Source organism: Sphingobium sp. B2 (assembly GCF_007693735.1).
Classification (GTDB): domain Bacteria; phylum Pseudomonadota; class Alphaproteobacteria; order Sphingomonadales; family Sphingomonadaceae; genus Sphingobium; species Sphingobium xenophagum.
The window spans coordinates 250,067-268,382 of sequence record NZ_VDBZ01000002.1 but is presented as its reverse complement, the minus strand read 5'-3'; the positions used below and the strand labels follow the sequence as shown (position 1 = coordinate 268,382).

Below are 18,316 nucleotides of genomic sequence, written 5' to 3'. Positions count from 1 at the left end.
CCTCTGGCCGGGCGAGAAGGGGCTAGCCCGGTCAGCTTTTTGGATCAGCGACTGATCAGTAATTCCACTGAACCTGGGTGCGGATCAGATTGCCTTCGGCGCGGCCGGTGCGGCGTTCGTCAGCTTCAGCGCGCTTCATCCGGGCATAAGCCATGGTGATTTCCAGCGCCTTCCATGGTTGCCATTCCAGCCCCAGTTCAAATTCGTCGGTTTCCAGACGCGGGGCATTGGTCCCGGCCTTCCATCCGCCACGATAATGCTGCCAGCGGCCATAGGGCATCAACGATCCCAGACCTTCCGTGGGCAGACGCATCATCGCCTGAACATAGCCGCCTTGCAGGTTTTTCGTCTGGATCGATTGGGTGGCGACATCATATTGCGGCCCCTTGCCCCAATTCCATTCGGCCTGGATGCCAAAAGGCTTGGGATAGAGCATGGCGTGCAGGCCAACGCGGTTGTCCTTGTAGGTGACAGGACTGACGCCGCCGCTGCGCAGTTCGGGCTGGACGTCGTTCATCATGGCCGATCCACCAAATTCGACGACCTGGTCGCCAATCTCGAACGGCCATGTCGCCAGCGCTACCTTCATCAGGCCGCGATTCTGTTCCGTCTTGTTGATGCCTTGACCGTTGAACACACCGATGCCGAACGCGCCGTAATTGCCGAACAGTTTTTGCCCGTCATCAGCCAGATCATCCCAGATTTTCTGAACCGAAGGCGGGGTGTAATAGGCGATCACACCCAGATCCCGTTCACCCGGAACCGCGCTGTTGATCGCGTCGCTGCGGTCCAGTGTCAGCCGGTTGGACGATGACTGCATATTTTCCCAGCCATAGGGCACTTTCGACTGGCCAAAGCGCAGGCGGAATGTCTTGGCCTTGTCGAGGAAAATGTCGGCATAGGCGTCGCGCAACTGGGCAAAGCCCTCGCGCCTTTCGCTGCCCGCCTGATTATTGACGGCGGTAGCGAAGTCGGGCTGGAGATAGAGCGAGACGCGATCCGAAACGTCCCCCTGGATGACCAGACGGACACGACGCAGCGAGAAACCGCCCCGATCCGAAATCCCGCTATCATGCACGGAACGCAGCCGGGACAGGCCGGCAGGCGCACTGTCATCGCCGGACAGAAAGGCATTGTAGCGCATCTGGGTATAGCCGCGCAGGGTCAACCGGTCATACCAGGCCTTGGACTTGCCCGCTTTGGCAGCAGGGGTCGGTGCGGGGGCCGATGCCAGCACCGTGGCAGCCGGGGCCGGTGTTGTGGTGGGCGCGGCAGACTGCGGAGGTACCGGCGCGACGACCGGCGTTGCTTGGTTCTTGTTCGCAGCAAGGGCCGTCATCAGCGATTGAACCTGGGCTTTGAGCTCGTCGATCTGCGCTTGCAACTGCTCTACCGTCTGGGCTTGCGCGGCTTGCGGCATCAACGCCAGCAGGCTGACCGCCAAGCCCATCTGGAAATGTTTCGATCCGATCATTCGCTCGCCCCTCGTCTGTCCGGGGGGCGTTTATGTCGATTGAATGACAGCTATATGACACTGATTGACTTAATTCTGTAACAATATAGCGATCGAGATCTACGCTTCAGCCCAGTCCCAATAGCTTGGCCGCATTGTCCTTCATGATCAGCGGCAGCACGTCTTCGCGAAAGCCCGCCGCCCGCGCGGCATCGATCCATTTCTCCGGACGGATAAGCGGCCAGTCCGACCCGAACAGCATCTTATGCTTTAGTTGCGTATTCGCGTATTGGATCACCTGCTTGGGGAAATATTTTGGCGACCATCCCGACAGGTCCATGAACACATTGTCCTTGTGCAATGCCATCGACAGGCTTTCGTCGGTCCATGGCCAGCTGGGATGGGCAAGTATGATCTTCATGTCGGGAAAATCGACCGCGACATCGTCGACCAGAATCGGCTGACCATATTTCAGGCGCACACCGCCGCCGCCCTTCATTCCCGTGCCCATGCCCGAATGGCCGGTATGGAAGATGGCGGGCAATCCATGTTCCGCGATCACTTCATAGATGGGATAGGCCACCCGGTCTGCGGGGTGGCAATCCTGCATGATGCCATGAAATTTGAATCCCCTGACGCCATGATGTTCGACCAGATCGCGCGCCTCCCGCGCGCCGAGTTTGCCCTTGCGCGGGTCGATCGATGCAAAGGGAATGACGATATCGTCATGTTCCGCGGCAATGTCGGCAATCTCATAATTGCTGATCCGCTTGGCGCCGATGCCACTCTCGCAATCGACCGTGAACAGGCAGAAGGCGATATTCTGCGCGCGATAATAAGCGATGGTTTCGGGAATGGTCGGACGCTTGCGATCCGCCTTGAAATAGGTCGACGCCGCATCGAAAAATTTGGCCATCACCGGGTCCTCCGGGTCATGGCAGGACACCTCGGCATGGACATGCACGTCGATGGCCAGGATTTTGGATGGATCAATCGGCATGGGCGGATTCCAATATCTTGTCTTCGTTGGCGCGGTGGATGACATAGGCGCGGATGTCTTCAATTTCCGCTGCTGACAGGATCGATGCAAAGCTGACCATGCCATTATCCTTGAGCGCGCCGTCATGCACGACTTGCCCCCATATGTCAGCGTCGTTCAGCATGCCGCTATGGCGCAGGTCAGGGACGATGCTGCCGCCAATCGCCGCGTCGCCATGGCAAACACTGCAATAGCGGCCAAATAGCGCGCCGCCTGCCGCGATCTTCGCAGCGTTTGCTGTCGATGGCGGCGGATCAAGCGGCATTTTGGCCAGTGGCGGGGCAGGGGGCAGAGCCGCCTTGCCATCCAGTTTGAACACCAGCAGGCGCGAGATATTGCGGCTCGGTCCGCTCTTGTCCGACAGAATGCCCGGCGCCAAAGCCCAGACACCGCCCCAGCCGGCCATCACTGCGACATATTGCTGCCCGTCCAGTTCATAGCTGATCGGAGCTGCTACGATGCCGGTTTGCGCCGGAAAGGACCAGAGCTTGCGTCCGTCCCTGGTGGCATAGGCGTTGAACTCTCCGGTAGCCGTGCCCTGAAACACCAAATCGCCGCCAGTCGCGAGCAGGCCGCCATTCCACGGCCCTTTATAGGACACGCGCCAGCGTTCCTTCTGCGCAACGGGGTCCCAAGCGATCAGCGCGCCAGTTGTCGCCTTCATCGCAGCCTCGCGTGTTGCCTTGTCCGCGGGCATGGCGGCGGCAGCGAAATCGATGCCGACATTGAACCCCAACTTGTTCGCCTTCCAGCCTTTTTCGGGAATATAGGGGAAAGCGGCCAGGTTGGCCGGGATGAACACCAGCGAGGATTTCGGATCGAACGCCATCGGGTGCCAGCTATGCGCGCCGGTTGGGCCGGGGGAGCCGATGAAGGGCTGCCCAGTCCTGTAATAGCGCGCTTGCGGATTTTCGATCGGCCGCCCGGTCGTCATGTCGATGCCGCTTGCCCAGTTGACCGGCACGAAATTCTTCGCCGACAGCAGCTTCCCGTTGGTACGGTCAAGCATGTAGAAAAATCCGTTCTTGGGCGCCTGCATCAACACTTTGCGCTTCGCACCACCGATGTCGAGATCGGCGAGCATGATATGCTGGGTGGCGGTAAAGTCCCAGCTATCGCCCGGCGTCGTCTGATAATGCCAGGCATATTGCCCTGTCCTGGCATGGACTGCGACGATGGACGAAAGATAGAGGTTGTCGCCCTTCCCATCCGACCGATAGGCCTGGTTCCAGGGCGATCCGTTGCCGACACCGATATAGAGAAGGTCCAGCTCCGGATCATAGGCCATTGCGTCCCATACCGTGCCGCCGCCGCCCTGCTTCCACCATTCGCCATGCCATGTGGCGGCTGCCTTCTTCAGATAATCCGGTTCCTTTTCAGTGCCGGGCTGTGCGGGGACAGTGTAAAATCGCCAGCGCTCCTTGCCTGTGTCCGCATCATAGGCCGCGACATAACCACGCGCCCCGAATTCCGCGCCGCCATTGCCGATGATGACCATGCCGTTCACGACACGCGGCGCGCCGGTGATGGTGTAATTCTTGCTCTGGTCTAGCGTGACGACGCTCCAGACCGCTTTGCCGGTTGCGCGGTCGATGGCGATCAGGCGCCCGTCGAGCGTGCCGACGAAAATCTTGTTGCCCCAAGCCGCCACGCCGCGATTGACCGCGTCGCAACAGGCCTTCACCAATGTTTCGCGCGGCACAGCCGGATCGAACGACCAGAGCAGCTTGCCAGTACGCGCATCATAGGCCTTCACCATGCTCCATGCGGTCGAGACATAGAGCACGCCGTCGATGAACAAAGGCGTCGCCTCCTGCCCGCGATTGGTATCGAGATCAGCGAACCAGTCCAGGCCCAGCCTGCCGATCGTATCCTGATTGATCGTAGTCAGCGGGCTGAAACGCTGCTCGTCATAGGTGCGCCCGGTCGAGAGCCATTGCGCGGGCGCAGCGGCAATGATCCGCGCCGCGTCAACGCCACCGACGCCGGTCGCGCCATTACCCTGGCTACAGGCGGCCAGCGCCAGACTGCCGATCGTCATTGCCCAGACTGCAACCCGCATGCTCATCCCGTCCTTCATTCTCGCGGATGTTTTCACCCGTCGTTCAGTTCACCATGCGCTCGCCCGACCAATGGGCTGCGCGCAAAGCTTTCTTGTCCATTTTCCCCGCCGCCGTCCGTGGAATGGCGGCGACAAAGGCCACGCTTTTAGGTGCCTTTACGCCGCCCAACCGGGCCTTGGCGTGGGCAATGATGACAGCTTCCTCAATATCATCGGCAACAACAACGGCATGAACGGCTTCTCCCCATTTTGCGTCGGGGATGCCGATGACGGCGCATTCGCGCACTAAGGACAGTTCGGTGATCGCGGCCTCCACTTCCGCGGTGAAAACATTAAAGCCACCGGACACGATCATGTCTTTCTTGCGATCGACAATATAATAAAAGCCGTCGTCATCGCGGCGCGCGATGTCGCCCGTATGATGCCAGCCAAAGGTGCGAATGTCGGCAGTTTCCTGTGCCATCGCATAATATTCGCGCGACACAAGCGCGCCGCGCACCACCAGTTCGCCTGCCTCTCCATTGGGCAGCAAATGCCCGTCATCGTCCATGATGCCGACCATGACTGAACGGGTAGGCGAACCACAGCTGGAAAGTCGTTCCGGCCGATCCCCTGCGGCCGCCGCCGCCACGACTTCAGGTGAGAGCCAGGTGACGATCATCGGTGCTTCCACCTGACCATAGGCCTGACACAGGCATGGTCCGAAAATCTCGACCGCGCGGCGCAGTTTTTCCGGGGAAACGGGCGAGCCGACCAGCAGGAAAATCTTGAGCGACGAGGTGTCGGCGTCCGCCAGTTGGGGCGCGTCGAGCAGACCATATAGCGCGGTTGGCGGCATATAGACATGGGTCACACGGTACGCAGCGATCGCGTTCAGCACGGCGGCGGGATCGAAAGCGGGAAGTATGATCTGCGTTGCGCCGAGCGACAGGGTCGCCAGCGCGACCGGGCCAGCAGCGTGCGAAATGGGGGCAACCACCAGCGACACAGGGGCGGGGGTGCGTCCATCGACCGCTTGGGCGACCGTTTCGATCATCGTGCCCCAGCCGCTGTTGGTGACGACCACGCCCTTGGACGGGCCAGTCGTGCCGCCGGTAGGGAACAGACCGACGACATCGTCGGGACGCCCGAACGGATCGGACAGGTCGGGCAGGGCGTCACCATCGGCTTTGGCGATGAACTGGTCGAGCGATAGGTCGCCGTCCTGCGCGCGATCCAGGCAGATGAAATGCCGAAGTCCCGCCACGCGCGCCTTGAGCTGCCTCACGTCGGCGGATTGGTTGCTGTGATAGAATAGCCAGCTACAGCCGACATAGTCGAGATAAGCGGCGTTTGCGTCGATCGCGTTGCGGGTGTTGACCGGCACCCACTGCCCATTGGCGCGCCAAATCGCCAGTAAGGCGACCATCATCCCAGCGCTGTTGGGACCGTAGAGTGCGATCGGTTCCTGATTGCGGAAACCCCCAGCGTAGAGGGCTACCGCGATCTGCCGGGTCAGCCTGCTGACCTGCGCGAAGCTGAGAGTTTCGCCGCTCGCCGCGTCGATCAGGCAGGCATGATCGGGGTCGATGTCATGGCCCCGGTCGAAATAGTCGATCGCACGCATTGTTTCAGCCCCAGCGGTTAATCTCCGGGCCAGGCGCCCAGATCGCTTCGGGATGCGCAACATTGGCAAGGCCTAGCGCACGCGCTACCGCCGGGCGGGCACGCAATCGGATTTCCCAGGCGTTAGTCAATGGTGACGCGGCAAAGGCTTCCGGAACGATGCTTCGCATGCCAGCCAACCAGGCATGGGTTTCCAGATCGGCGATGGAAAAATCACCCATCAGCCAGTCGCGACCATCGGCCAGTTGCGTTTCCAGTTTCTCGACCGCCTGGGCAATTTTTACGCGGCTGTCGGCCAGTCGGGCTTCGTCAGCGCGACCTTCCACCGCATCGCGCCAACGTTGCTCCAGATCCGCGCTGGTGATCCCGGCGGGAACAGCGGCAGGCGGGTGTGCGGCGACACCCAGGCAGGCTGCGGCAGGGGCAACGCGCTCTATGACATAGCGGCACCATGCCATCATTTGCCAGCGGGCATAGGGATCGGCCGGGCGCAGCGCCGGACCACTGCCAATCTCGTCGAGATAGCAAGCCAGGAACACGCTGTCTGTCATCGCGACGCCATCGACAATGAAGACTGGCCCTTCGCCTTCGATGGACTGGTCGACTTCGATTGGATGGGGCAGGGCGGGCGCGTGACGATCGCCCGCGACCAGGTCGAACTCCCGCATGTCCAGCGTCACATCCTTCTCGAATGCGGCTGCCAGAACGGTGAAGGACGGGCCATTGGGCTGGCCGTGGTAGAGGATCCTCGTCATGCTGGTTCGCTTTCAAGCAGGGAGATACGGCGGGCGAGGTCTGTGCGCCCCAGCGCCCAGCATGCTCGCGTCGCGGGGCGCGCGTAGATGGCGCGCAGCCAACGCATGATATTGGGGGTCGAATCGTCATTGCATAATTGCGGCTGCGACAGCGGCATGGCGTAAGCGAGATTGAAGCCGTTAATGTCGGCCAGGCCATAGCTGTTGGAGGCCAGCCAATCGCGCTGGCCCAATGCCTCTTCCAAATAGGTGATGCCAAGAGCGACGCGACGCTGGGATTCGGCCATCTCTTCCGCCGAAAAGGCGCCGTTGATCGCCTTGCGCCAGGCAATGCGTCGTTCCGGCATCGGAATGCGATCAATCGCCGCTTCCAGTTCGGCGGGATCCTTCTGCCGCACGGAAGGACCAACGAACACACTCCACCCGATCATCGAGAAGCTGGGGGCAAGCCATTGGTCGAGAAATTTCATCCACCACCGCGTGCGCCATTGATCGACCGGGTCGACCGGCATCAGGCGGGGACCGTCGAACGCCTCATCGACATATTCCATGATCGCGGTGGATTCGGTCAGCACATGCTGCCCATGGGTCATCGCAGGAATGGTGCCGAGCGGGTTGACCGCCAGATAATCCGGCTTGTGCTGGTCGAAATTCAACAGGTCGAGATAATGGCTGTCGAACGCCACGCCTTTCTCAAACAGCGCCAGCATCGGCTTGCCCGAATTGGCGTTGGGTTCCCAATGGTAAAGGGTAACGTCGGTCATGCCGATAATGTCTCCATGGTCCAGAAGACCGGGCGGCGCGAGACCGCCCGGTCAGGCGGGGATCAGAATTTCTTTTTGACCGAAATCGCCCATTCGCGTGGGTTGCCAGGGCGCCCCTTGCGCACGCCCGCGCCTGCGCCGCGCAGGTCGAACACTGACAGGAAATAATATTTATCGAACAGGTTGGTGACTTCGAGCGATATGTCGAGGTCATTGTCGGCGTTTGCCCAGGTCAAGCGCGCATTGGCGAGCGTGTAGGCTGGCACGAAATTGAGGTTGCGGGTGGTGCCGATTACCGAGGAACCGGCATATTTCTTGTCCTCATAAGTGACGTCGAAACGAGGTGTCAGGCTGCCTGCGCTATCGAGGTCGATCTTATATTGCGCGCCCAGGCTGAATTTCCAGGGTGGCGATACTGGCGGATCGTCAGCCGAAACGCCGCCCGGATTGGTCGGATAGGCCGCCGCCGGGCTAAGGCTGCCCGCCTTATATTTAAAGTCGAGATAGCTGATCGATGCGTCGATCGCGAGGCCATCGACCGGATAGGCTGTCAGCTCCGCCTCGAACCCCTTGACCTGCGCGTCGCCGGCATTGAGGCGGGCAGCGCAAGGAGCGCCGGGGCAGGTCAGCACCGGGATTTGAATGTCCGTATAGTCGTTGATGAACGCGGCGGCATTGAAGCGCAGACGACGGTTGAACATATCGCTCTTGAAGCCGATTTCATAAGCGATGAGCTTTTCTGGCTGGAAGGCAATAACCTGATCGGTATTGAACGGACGCGGGTTGCTCCCACCACCCTTGAAGCCGGTGGAAACCGACCCATAAACCATGACATGATCCGATAAGCGATAATCGGCAGCGATCCGATAGTCCCAACGCTTTGCGCTATAGTGGGCGGTCAATCCGGACAATGCCCTCACGATTTCAGTGACATTGCCGTTGCGATTATAATCCAGTGTGTCCGCGCCTGAATAACTCAGCCCATATACAGCGCCGACCGGGTCGAGAAAGGCATTGACGGTGCCGTCATAGTTCAGGCGGAAATAGGTCTGATCTTTTGACTCGCTGGTATATCTTACCCCGCCACTGATCGTCATCCGCTCCATCGGTTTCCACGACAAATGTGCAAACACGGCCTTGGCGTCGGCCTTGGTCGGATCGGGCTGGCGGAACTGGAGCGGATAGACCGGGACATAGCGAATGTCCTGAAGGGAATCATAGGTCGACTTCTGCTTGAAATAATAGCCGCCCACAGTTCCGTTCAACGTATCGCCCAACTCGGCATTCAGTCGGACTTCCTGACTGAAACTCCAGTTTTCCAGATAATTGCGGCCAAAGCCGATATTGGCAGGGGAGATGTCATCATCGGAATCGAATTGCGTATCAAACGCCCGATAGCCAGTGATGGACGTCAGCGCGAAAGCGTCACTCAGCTTGTAATTGATCTGGCCCGACACACCCCAACCTTGGTAGAGGCTGCGGTCTGTCCCTTGCGTCGCGGCCAGCGGCGTGCCAGCCGCACCGAAAGGATCGACCGGGATCGGCGGCGTCCAAACGCCTGCGGGCTGACCAGTGCCGATGTAATTGCAATAGCGGCCGCATATGAACCGATTGTCATAGGGGATGCCTGGCGCCGGATTGGTGTTGGGTGAATTGACCGTGCTGGTTTCCAGCAGCACTTCGCCAGCAATCGTATGTTCGTCGCGGGTATAGTCACCGATGATCGTCACATCGAACCTGTCGCTCGGTTCCCAGAACAGGATGCCACGGATCGCCTGATAGCCAACGCCGCCCAGCTTGCTGATAACGCAGTCGCCCGCAGGTTGGGTCGATGCGATACCGCTGCCCGGATTGGCGCAACCATAGTCTATACGATCGACAAACCCCTCCTGCTGCCGCGCCACACCGGAAATTCGCGCCGACAGGGTGCTGGTAATGCCAAAGTCCGCCGCTGCGCGGATGCCGATGCGGTTACGGATACCGTAATTGACCTCGACAAAGCCTCCACCGTCTCCCGACGGGCGTTTTGAGTAGAGCTTGATTGCGCCACCTTCGGCATTGCGCCCGGCAAGGGTACCCTGCGGCCCGCGCAATATCTCAACCCGATCGAGATCGAGTAGCTCGAACACTGCACCCGTCAGTTGAGGATAATAGACATCATCAATGTAGATGCCGACGCCTGGTTCATAGGCAGGGTTAAAGTCATTCTGCCCCACACCGCGGATCGAAGCGGAAATGGACGGACCAAAAGACGCGCCTTGGGGCTTGAGCGAAACGTTCGGCGACGCATCCGCGACCTGGGCCAGATTAACCTGACTCTTCGCCTCCAATTCTGCCGCGCTGACGGCGGTGATGGAAATCGGCGTATCCTGAAGCCGCTGTTCGCGGAACTGGGCGGTAACGACAATGTCGGCAACCATGGCGGACGACAGTGCATCCTGTTCAGCGGCCTGCGGCGCCGATGGCGGAAGAGCCGAAGACTGCGCGGATGCCGGCGTCGTGATTGCAAGGATTGATGCCGATGCCAACAAGGCATGCGTCATCGTGGTACGAAGCACGTACTGCATGGGGAACCCCCTCTCCAAAACTGGCTTGAGATCCGTCCTGCCCGGACGTGACCCGCCTGTGACGCTGCTGTGCGTCGATTGTTAGTAAGGCATACAAATTTCGACGTTGCAAGAGCCTCTTTGGCCTCGCAACGACTATTGACCCAATATTTGATAATATTGGGAGATCGCAAATAATGCTGGTATCTATGTTGGTGTTATTAGCAGTAACAGGCTGGAGTTGGGCCTGTTGGCAACTCTTTGATAAACTTGGCCTCTGGTTTTGACCCGTCAGACATAGACGCGGCGAAGCAATTCCACGAGCATCGCGGTTTCCGCTGGACTGAACCGGGCTTTTAGCCAGTTTTCATGTTCGGCAATGCAATTGCGGGCCGCCGCCAGCGACTCGCGCCCAGCATCAGTGAGGCTGAGCGTCTGGCGACGGCGATCCTGCTTGGATTCTCCGCGTTTTAGGAAGCCGCGATCCTGCATCCGGTTGACGATCGCCATCACGCTGGCCCGGTCCATTTTCAGCCGCCGACCAATATCTGCCTGCGCTATGGCGGGTTGATCCTGGATCAGCCAGAGCACCGCGACCTGCTTCTGGGTCAGCCCCAGATCGCTGAATGTTTCGGTAAAATGCTGATAGACCGCCGCGCTCGCCAACCGGATATGGAATCCAACCAGACCGTCGATGCCGCTGAGGCGGGGGTCAGGGAACAGCGCGAGCGGATCAAGATCCTTATTCATGGTATTCATAGTAACAGTGTGCAGACTAAAGGCTTTTACGTCAATCCTGGAACTTGAATATATGTGTGTGTCACATACAATAAGGTGAAGAATCATAAGCGGAGGATCAGTTGTGGCGCATTTCCCGGAAACGCCTTCCTTCACCGGCTTCAATACGCCATCGCGGATCGAGGCAGACATTGCGGACCTGGACATGATCGGGACGGTGCCGCCCGAACTGGACGGAGCCTTTTATCGGGTCCAACCCGACCCGCAATTTCCGCCTCGGCTGGGCGATGATATTGCTTTCAACGGCGATGGCATGATCACCATGTTCCGGTTCCAGGATGGCCGGGTCGATTTCCGCCAGCGCTGGGCCAAAACCGACAAATGGCGACTGGAACATGAAGCGGGGAGGGCGTTGTTCGGCGCCTATCGCAACCCGCTGACCGATGATGAGTCCGTCAGCGGAAAAATACGCGGCACGGCCAACACCACCGCCTTCATCCATGGCGGCAAACTCTATGCGCTGAAGGAGGACAGCCCCGCGCTGGCGATGAACCCCGCAACGCTGGAGACGGACGGCTATACCCGCTTTGGCGGCGCGATGACCGGCCAGACCTTTACCGCCCATCCCAAGATTGACCCGGCAACCGGCGACATGATCGCGTTTGGCTATGCGGCTAAGGGGGTGCTGACTCGCGATATGACCTATTATGTCGTTTCGCCGGACGGGACGCTGAAACAGGAGCTTTGGTTCGAGCTTCCCTATTATGCGATGATGCATGACTTCGCGATTACGCCAAATTATGCTCTGTTCCATGTCGTTCCCAGCACGTCCAGTTGGGAAAGGCTGGAACAGGGCCTGCCCCATTTCGGGTTTGATACGACGCTGCCGGTCTATCTTGGCGTATTACCTCGCCGCGCCGATGCAACCGCCGCCGACATACGCTGGTTCAGGCGCGACAACTGCTTCGCCAGCCATGTCATGAACGCATTTCAGGAGGGGACGAAAATCCATTTCGACACGCCAGAGGCGAAGAACAATATGTTTCCCTTCTTCCCCGACATTCACGGTGCGCCGTTCAATCCACAGGAGGCCGCAAGTTTCCTGACTCGCTGGACCGTGGACATGGCGTCCAATGGTGATGCCTTTGCCGGAACGCAGCGACTGACGGGCATGATCGGTGAATTTCCGCGTATTGACGACCGCTTCACCGGGCTGCCCTATCGCTATGGCTGGATGCTGGTGATTGATCCCACCCAGCCGGTCGAATTGAAAGGCGGCAGCGCCGGGGGCATGATCATGAACACGCTGGGCATGGTCGATCACAAGACGGGCAAGGAACAAAAATGGTGGTGCGGACCCGTGTCGTCGCTCCAGGAGCCATGCTTCATCCCGCGATCGGTCGACGCACCGGAGGGGGACGGCTGGATCGTCATGGTGTGCAATCGTCTGGCCGAACATCGCTCCGACCTGTTGCTGTTCGATGCGACCGACATCGCCAAGGGACCGATAGCGCAGATCCGCGTACCCATACGCCTGCGATTTGGACTGCACGGCAACTGGGCAAATGCCGATCAGATCGGACTGGCGGCTTAGGGACTATACCGGCTCCCCCGCCGCACGGGCGCGGGGGAGCAGGCTGGCATGGTCGCGCTCGACCCGGAACAGGATGATCAGCAGCAGGATGACGATCAGCGGTGCGACCCAGTTGATCGCCAGGATCGCGCCGCCCAGATCGCCGCCCCGCGCGTCGCTGATCATGCCCACGACATAGGGGCCAGTCCCCAGGCCAAAGATGGTCGAGACCACGACATAAAGGCTGACCGTCAGCCCCCGCATACGGGGCAATACTTGCTCGAACATCAACGCATAGATTGGCGGCATCCACATCGTCAGGATGAGGCTGTAGAGGGTGAAGCGCAGGTAGAAATCGCCTGCATCGGGCGCGCGATAGACCCACAGCGCAACGAACGGCGATACCCCCATGGCAAATAATGCGACCCAAACGCGGCGTGAAAGGCGATGTGCGCCGATGCGATCGGACAGGGGACCGGCGATTAGCGGGCCGACGACCCCTAAACCTGCCGAAAGCAGGCCAAATTGCATGCCGGTCATCGCAGGCGAAAGGTCATAGGTCTTCATCAGGAACGACGGGGTAAAGCCCATCACGCCATAGTTGATCACACATTGCAGCGCGCCCGCGGCGATGCAGAGCAGCAGCGAGGGCTTTCCAGTAATGACGGTGAAAGCAACGGGATCGCGCCGTTTGAGATTTTGTAGCAGATTGGCAATGACGAAGGCGCCAAAGCCAATGACGCTCCATTGCACGACATGCGGGCTGATCGAAATGCCGCCGAGCAGCAAAGGCGGACGTGGCGATACCAATTCCGCAGCGTGCATGGCGCCAAGTGAAGCGAGGATGATCATGGCGAGCAGCCCGATATTGAGCGCCCATTCCCGGCAACTGGCGCGCGCGCGCCGGAGGCTGAGCCAATGAACACCGGGCGTTACAGCCGCCAACACCGCCCAGCTGGCAAGGAAGGGGTGGAGATCGGGTGGGCTCGCGATGCCGTCAATGGCACCGCGCCGTGGTTCCTTCAGCCTGGCCATCAGGATGGCGATGATGAAGCCGGGCGCGGCGGCGATGGCGAAGGCAAATTGCCAGCCCGCCAGCCCCAGCGGGGCGCCGCCACCGACATAGCGCGCGTCCCACCATTGCGCGGCAACGCCGCCGATGATCAGCGACCCGCCAAGGCCGAGGGCTATGGCAGCGGCGATGACAGCCATGACCAGACCGCGGCGCTGCTGGGGAAAATAGTCATAGGCCAGGCTCGTGCCAGCCGGTTGGGCGGCCGCTTCGCCGATGCCCACGCACAGACGGGACAGCATCAGGGTGAAGAAGCCCCCTGCGAAAGCCGCCCCGGCGGTCGCGATCGACCAGAAACTGATGCTCGTTGCCAGTAGCCGCGTACGGATCCAGCCATCGGCCAGACGACCCAAAGGCAAGGAGAAGAGCGCATAGAAGAGCGCGAACACCGTGCCGTAGAGCAGTCCCATCTCCGCGTCGCCAATGCCCAGATCCGCCTTGATGGAGGGGGCCAGTATGGCAAGGATGTTGCGGTCGAGCAGGCTGACCATGTTGGTCGCGGCCACCAGTGCCAGCGCATAATAGGCCGTGCTGCGAGGCGGGACGCCCAAACTCACAGGCCGAACAGACGCTGGGCGTTCGTCTGCATCAGCTTGCGCTTGGCCGTGTCGGATATGTCCAGCAGATCGTGGACGCGCACCTCATCGGGCACATATTGGTAGGGATAGTCCATCGCGTACAGAACCCTATCTTCCCCCAGCACCTTTTGGGCGAACTGTATGGCGGGTTCCCACGCCATGCCACTGGTTGTGACGCTTACATTACTGCGCATATAGTCGTGGATTGTCTTCTTGAGCGGCATCATCCGTTCGTACCGTTGCGAACGCACGCCCGCCTGATGCATATAATCCAGCCGATACAGCCAATAGGGCAGCGCCTCCCCCATATGACCGACGATGATCTGAAGATCAGGATAGCGGTCGAAAATGCCGATGGTGATAAGGCGCAGCAGGTGCATACCCGTTTCCACCCCAAAGCCGAAGATCGCGCCGTCCAGCCCGGCATCCAGCATCGGCCCGATCATCGCGTCGGGCGGGGTGGAAGGGTGGATATAGAGCGGCTGGCCGGTTTCCGTGAGTGCGCGGAAGATCGGATCGAATTTGGGATCGTCCAGATATTCACCCTGCGTATGGCTGTTGACCATAACGCCCTTGAAGCCAAGGTCGCGGGCACCGCGCCGGATCTCGGCAGCCGACCAATCCGGGTCTTGCGGCGCGATGGATGTCATGCCGACAAAGCGTGTCGGGTGCGCGGCACAGCGGTCAGCCAGATGATCATTGGCGCGGCTGACCATCGCCTTGGCCTCGCTCATGTCCAGCAACGGTTGCACGCCGGGCGATGTGAGCGACAGGATGGCGACGTCGATACCGGTCGCATCCATATCGGCCAGCCGCCGATCGCCCAAATCCAGCAAGCGGTCGATAATCTCGGTAGCGCGTGGTGAAGGCGACTGCCCGTAAAAGCCCCAGAGCGAGGTCATGCCCCGGTCCGCACTGCCATCGCGCACCATGCGCAGATAGGCGTCGATCTGCTCTCGTGTCGCGAAAGCCTCCTCGGTCGCGATGCGCAGATAGCCGCGATCGCCCCTGGTTTTTAAGTCGTGCGTCATAGATTATCCTTCATGGATGGCTTTGGTAACCAGACAGGCTTCAATGCCCTCCGGCCCGTCCTCCGCGCCATGACCAGACCATTTGACGCCGCCAAATGGCGCGTCAGACCCGCCGATCATCGCAGTGTTGATCCCCACCATGCCCGCTTCGATCGCGCGCGCGACCCGACGTTGGCGGGCGGCGTCGCTGGTCCAGGCATAGGCGGCAAGGCCGTAGGGCAGGCGGTTCGCTTCAGCAATCATCGCAACTTCGTCTGGGAAGCTATTGATAAGAGCCACTGGCCCGAACGGCTCCTCGTTCAGGATCGCCGCAGTCATCGGTGTGCCAGACAGGACAGTGGGCGCGTAGAAATAGCCCGTATTGCCGATCCGTGCGCCGCCGGTTTCAAGGCACGCGCCCTTCTCCACCGCGTCACCGATCAGCCGGTCCATTGCGTCAAGCCGCCGGGCGTTGGCCATAGGCCCCATGATGCTGCCATCGGCCAGACCATCACCAACGACGATCTTCTCCGCCCGCTCGACAAAGCCTGTAAGGAAGCGATCGTAAACCGCTGATTCCACGATGAAACGGGTCGGTGACACGCAGACCTGCCCGGCATTGCGATATTTGCCTGCAACCACCGTATCAAGCGCGCGGTCAAGATCGGCATCGTTGAAGATCAATACCGGGCCATGGCCGCCCAGTTCCATCGTCGTGCGCTTGCAATCGTCCGCCGCCAGCCTGGCCAGATGCTTGCCTACGCTGGTCGATCCGGTGAAGCTCATCTTGCGAATGATCGGCGATGATAGCAAGTGGCGCGACACTTCGTCCGGCACGCCAAACACGGCCTGTGCGACATCGCCGGGAAGGCCAGCGTCAAGCAAACATTGCAATATGCCCAGCGCGGACGCCGGGGTTTCCTCCGCTGCCTTCAATATCACCGAGCATCCGGCCGCGATGGGCGCGCCCAGCTTGCGTCCGGGATTGCCGATCGGGAAATTCCATGGGGCAAAAGCGGCGACCGGGCCGACCGGCTCCTTCGTCACGGTCGATCGCTGACCTGCCGGACGCACGAGTGCGCGGCCGTAAAGGCGAAATGTTTCGCCCGCATAGAAATTGAACAGGCCGACGTTCATCATCACTTCAATGCGCGCTTCCGCCAGCGTCTTACCTTGTTCCAGTGTTGCAGTCCGAGCGAGCTGTTCCTGCCGCTCGACCATCAGCCTTGCCGCACCCTGCAACACCGCGGAGCGCTCCTGTGGCGTGGAGTCACGCCAGCGCAGGAAGCCGCGTTGAGCCGCTGCCAAGGCAGCGTCCAGATCTTCCGCGTTGGCCAGCGGCAAATCGGCCAGCACATCGCCTGTGGCGGGATTGACGACGCTGTGCGTACGCCGACCCTCGCCACTGACGCGCTGGCCATCGATCATCAAATATAGCTCTGGATAGGTCATGGAGATTAGACGTTCACAGCGCTACGGGCGGCGCGTTCGCGATCGATATCGCCTTGCCAGCGTTCCGCCACAATCTCCCGCCCGGTCACGGGATGCTTCATGTGGAAAGGGACGACCTTGTGCGTCGGCCACAACCAGGCGTCCTCAATCAGCGCATCGGGACCGGTCGGGTCGGCAGGATAGATTTCCTTGGGGAAAGGGACATATTCCGGCTTTGTATTGGCCCAGCCCGTCTCAAAATCGGCGTGCCATTGGGGCAGATAATTCAGGACCGCAATCCGCCAGATGCCATCCACCTTGCGATACGTATTTTCATATATGCCGCCTTCCCACCATTGGCGCGGCCCCAGCATCGGATTACTTGGGTCACAATGATCCTTGTGCCGTCCGGCCTGCATCATCGACCGGGCACGGGCATGGGCGGTGACGCCATCCTCGGCTATGTCGACAATATCCTGCAGTTGCGGATGATCGAGCAGGAAGCCGTCGATCGGTCCGTTCGTGCCATGCGTAAAACGCTTCTGGAACCGCTCTACATAAAGGCGGCGTATCCCTTCCTTGCCGCGCCAGATGCCCCCGAAGAAGCGCACTTCTCCGTCGTCGGTGAACAGGTCGACCGTCTCGTTATACAGACATTTATCGATCAGATAGCCGTACAGATATTGGAGCTTGCGCACGTCCAGTTCATCTTCCCGCCGTTGCAGGCGGCTGGAGAGGCTGGCGACACTTTGTTCGAGTTTTGCGATACGATCCACATCAGACATTCGACTCTCCATTTTGTATGTGATACTTACAGAAACCAAGGCTTCAGATTGTCTGCGCGGCGATCCTTTCTACCTCTTCGCGATAGGGCCGGATGGCGCGCACCATGCAGAGCGTAGCAATCGGCAAAAGCACGCTGGCGGTCATCACCAGCGCCTTCCACAATTGGGTCGGGTCACCGACCAGATTGTCCTGGACCAGCCCCACCAGGAAGCTGCCCATCGCGCCGAAAAAGGTAAACATGAACAAATAGATGGCCGTCACCTGACCGCGCATGGCGTTAGGCGCAACGCGCTGGATCGCCGCGTTTTGAGGCACGGCTCCCGCCATGCCGAAAACCGCGCCTAACAGGCTGCGGAAAAAGGCGCTTGCCTTGATGTGGCATTGCTGATTCCAGGATCCCGTAGAGGGATGTTGAAGGGATCGGGATGCGCGGCGGTGATGAACGGAGCGAGGGGCTGTTCTCGTACGTGAGTTGCGAGGCTCGGGTGCCGGCGAACCATGCTCTTCGCGCGATCCGGGCGATTGTCGATGAAGCGCTCGAAGTGCTGTCCGCGGACTTCGACGGCCTGTATTCTCGTATCGGGAGGCCGTCGATCCCACCCGAGAAACTTCTTCGGGCCTTGCTCCTGCAGGCCTTCTATTCGATCCGCTCGGAACGCCAGTTGATGGAGCAGATGGACTACAACCTGCTCTTTCGCTGGTTCGTCGGCCTGGCGATGGATGCGCCGATCTGGGATGTCACGGTCTTCACCAAGAACCGCGAGAGGCTGCTGTCCGGGGACGTTGCCGCCAAGCTCCTGTCGGCCATCATCAACCAGCCACGCGTGCAAGCTCTTCTTTCGGACGATCATTTCTCGGTGGACGGCACGTTGATCGAAGCGTGGGCAAGCGCGAAAAGCTTCAG

At 60.1% G+C, this 18,316-nt stretch carries 15 protein-coding genes; 2 read left to right on the top strand and 13 right to left on the bottom strand.

Annotated elements, in window-relative coordinates; all coding sequences use genetic code 11:
* Positions 1–55: 55 nt before the first annotated feature.
* The 8 genes from FE851_RS16945 to FE851_RS16910 form a co-directional block, all read right to left on the bottom strand.
* Positions 56–1,474: a porin gene (locus tag FE851_RS16945; protein WP_186378877.1), complete on the bottom strand. Its 1,419-nt coding sequence runs from the start codon at positions 1,472–1,474 to the stop codon at positions 56–58.
* 106 nt (positions 1,475–1,580) lie between these two features.
* On the bottom strand, positions 1,581–2,453 hold the full coding sequence (locus tag FE851_RS16940; protein ID WP_019052348.1) for a 4-hydroxyphenyl-beta-ketoacyl-CoA hydrolase: 873 nt from the start codon (positions 2,451–2,453) through the stop codon (positions 1,581–1,583).
* A complete protein-coding gene (locus FE851_RS16935) occupies positions 2,443–4,560 on the bottom strand; it encodes a PQQ-dependent dehydrogenase, methanol/ethanol family (protein ID WP_222422962.1) in 2,118 nt (705 codons plus the stop codon). Before FE851_RS16935 ends, FE851_RS16940 begins: the two co-directional genes overlap by 11 nt.
* Positions 4,561–4,597: 37 nt before the next feature.
* Positions 4,598–6,160, bottom strand: coding sequence for an AMP-binding protein (locus FE851_RS16930; protein WP_145204975.1), 1,563 nt, complete (start codon positions 6,158–6,160; stop codon positions 4,598–4,600).
* Between the two features lie 4 nt (positions 6,161–6,164).
* Positions 6,165–6,914 (bottom strand): glutathione S-transferase family protein, encoded by a 750-nt coding sequence (locus tag FE851_RS16925; protein WP_145204972.1) that lies wholly within the window; start codon positions 6,912–6,914, stop codon positions 6,165–6,167.
* Positions 6,911–7,678, bottom strand: a complete 768-nt coding sequence (locus tag FE851_RS16920; protein ID WP_145204969.1) for a glutathione S-transferase family protein — start codon at positions 7,676–7,678, stop codon at positions 6,911–6,913. The genes FE851_RS16925 and FE851_RS16920 overlap by 4 nt, the downstream gene beginning before the upstream one ends.
* 62 nt (positions 7,679–7,740) lie before the next feature.
* Complete coding sequence (locus FE851_RS16915; protein ID WP_261371029.1) at positions 7,741–10,245, bottom strand: TonB-dependent receptor; 2,505 nt, start codon at positions 10,243–10,245, stop codon at positions 7,741–7,743.
* 270 nt (positions 10,246–10,515) lie between these two features.
* Positions 10,516–10,974 (bottom strand): MarR family winged helix-turn-helix transcriptional regulator, encoded by a 459-nt coding sequence (locus FE851_RS16910; protein ID WP_229380626.1) that lies wholly within the window; start codon positions 10,972–10,974, stop codon positions 10,516–10,518.
* 112 nt (positions 10,975–11,086) lie between these two features.
* On the opposite strand from FE851_RS16910, the gene FE851_RS16905 reads away from it, so the two are divergent.
* The gene (locus FE851_RS16905; RefSeq protein ID WP_145204966.1) at positions 11,087–12,556 is read left to right on the top strand and encodes a carotenoid oxygenase family protein; all 1,470 of its coding nucleotides are present in this window, start codon (positions 11,087–11,089) and stop codon (positions 12,554–12,556) included.
* 3 nt (positions 12,557–12,559) lie between these two features.
* On the opposite strand, the gene FE851_RS16900 is transcribed toward FE851_RS16905, so the two are convergent.
* From FE851_RS16900 to FE851_RS16880, 5 genes are read right to left on the bottom strand one after another with little or no spacing between them, the layout of a single operon-like run.
* Positions 12,560–14,164 carry an MFS transporter gene (locus tag FE851_RS16900; RefSeq protein WP_145204962.1) on the bottom strand — a complete coding sequence of 535 codons (1,605 nt, stop codon included), beginning with the start codon at positions 14,162–14,164 and terminating at the stop codon, positions 12,560–12,562.
* Positions 14,161–15,216 (bottom strand): amidohydrolase family protein, encoded by a 1,056-nt coding sequence (locus tag FE851_RS16895; RefSeq protein WP_145204959.1) that lies wholly within the window; start codon positions 15,214–15,216, stop codon positions 14,161–14,163. The genes FE851_RS16900 and FE851_RS16895 overlap by 4 nt, the downstream gene beginning before the upstream one ends.
* Before the next feature lie 3 nt (positions 15,217–15,219).
* Complete coding sequence (locus FE851_RS16890) at positions 15,220–16,647, bottom strand: NAD-dependent succinate-semialdehyde dehydrogenase (protein ID WP_145204956.1); 1,428 nt, start codon at positions 16,645–16,647, stop codon at positions 15,220–15,222.
* 5 nt (positions 16,648–16,652) lie between these two features.
* Positions 16,653–17,411, bottom strand: a complete 759-nt coding sequence (locus FE851_RS16885; protein WP_145204952.1) for a nuclear transport factor 2 family protein — start codon at positions 17,409–17,411, stop codon at positions 16,653–16,655.
* Positions 17,412–17,454: 43 nt separating this feature from the next.
* Positions 17,455–17,739 carry a hypothetical protein gene (locus tag FE851_RS16880; RefSeq protein WP_261371028.1) on the bottom strand — a complete coding sequence of 95 codons (285 nt, stop codon included), beginning with the start codon at positions 17,737–17,739 and terminating at the stop codon, positions 17,455–17,457.
* 98 nt (positions 17,740–17,837) lie between these two features.
* On the opposite strand from FE851_RS16880, the gene FE851_RS26895 reads away from it, so the two are divergent.
* Positions 17,838–18,316 (top strand): transposase (locus tag FE851_RS26895; RefSeq protein WP_261371027.1); only part of this gene is annotated, 479 nt, incomplete at its 3' end.

What these genes read in the sequence shown, in the direction of transcription:
- FE851_RS16945 (WP_186378877.1), bottom strand. Translation starts at nt 1,474, where the DNA reads ATGATCGGATCGAAACATTTCCAGATGGGCTTGGCGGTCAGCCTGCTG.
- FE851_RS16940 (WP_019052348.1), bottom strand. Translation starts at nt 2,453, where the DNA reads ATGCCGATTGATCCATCCAAAATCCTGGCCATCGACGTGCATGTCCAT.
- FE851_RS16935 (WP_222422962.1), bottom strand. Translation starts at nt 4,560, where the DNA reads ATGAGCATGCGGGTTGCAGTCTGGGCAATGACGATCGGCAGTCTGGCG.
- FE851_RS16930 (WP_145204975.1), bottom strand. Translation starts at nt 6,160, where the DNA reads ATGCGTGCGATCGACTATTTCGACCGGGGCCATGACATCGACCCCGAT.
- FE851_RS16925 (WP_145204972.1), bottom strand. Translation starts at nt 6,914, where the DNA reads ATGACGAGGATCCTCTACCACGGCCAGCCCAATGGCCCGTCCTTCACC.
- FE851_RS16920 (WP_145204969.1), bottom strand. Translation starts at nt 7,678, where the DNA reads ATGACCGACGTTACCCTTTACCATTGGGAACCCAACGCCAATTCGGGC.
- FE851_RS16915 (WP_261371029.1), bottom strand. Translation starts at nt 10,245, where the DNA reads ATGCAGTACGTGCTTCGTACCACGATGACGCATGCCTTGTTGGCATCG.
- FE851_RS16910 (WP_229380626.1), bottom strand. Translation starts at nt 10,974, where the DNA reads ATGAATAAGGATCTTGATCCGCTCGCGCTGTTCCCTGACCCCCGCCTC.
- FE851_RS16895 (WP_145204959.1), bottom strand. Translation starts at nt 15,216, where the DNA reads ATGACGCACGACTTAAAAACCAGGGGCGATCGCGGCTATCTGCGCATC.
- FE851_RS16890 (WP_145204956.1), bottom strand. Translation starts at nt 16,647, where the DNA reads ATGACCTATCCAGAGCTATATTTGATGATCGATGGCCAGCGCGTCAGT.
- FE851_RS16885 (WP_145204952.1), bottom strand. Translation starts at nt 17,411, where the DNA reads ATGTCTGATGTGGATCGTATCGCAAAACTCGAACAAAGTGTCGCCAGC.
- FE851_RS16880 (WP_261371028.1), bottom strand. Translation starts at nt 17,739, where the DNA reads ATGGCGGGAGCCGTGCCTCAAAACGCGGCGATCCAGCGCGTTGCGCCT.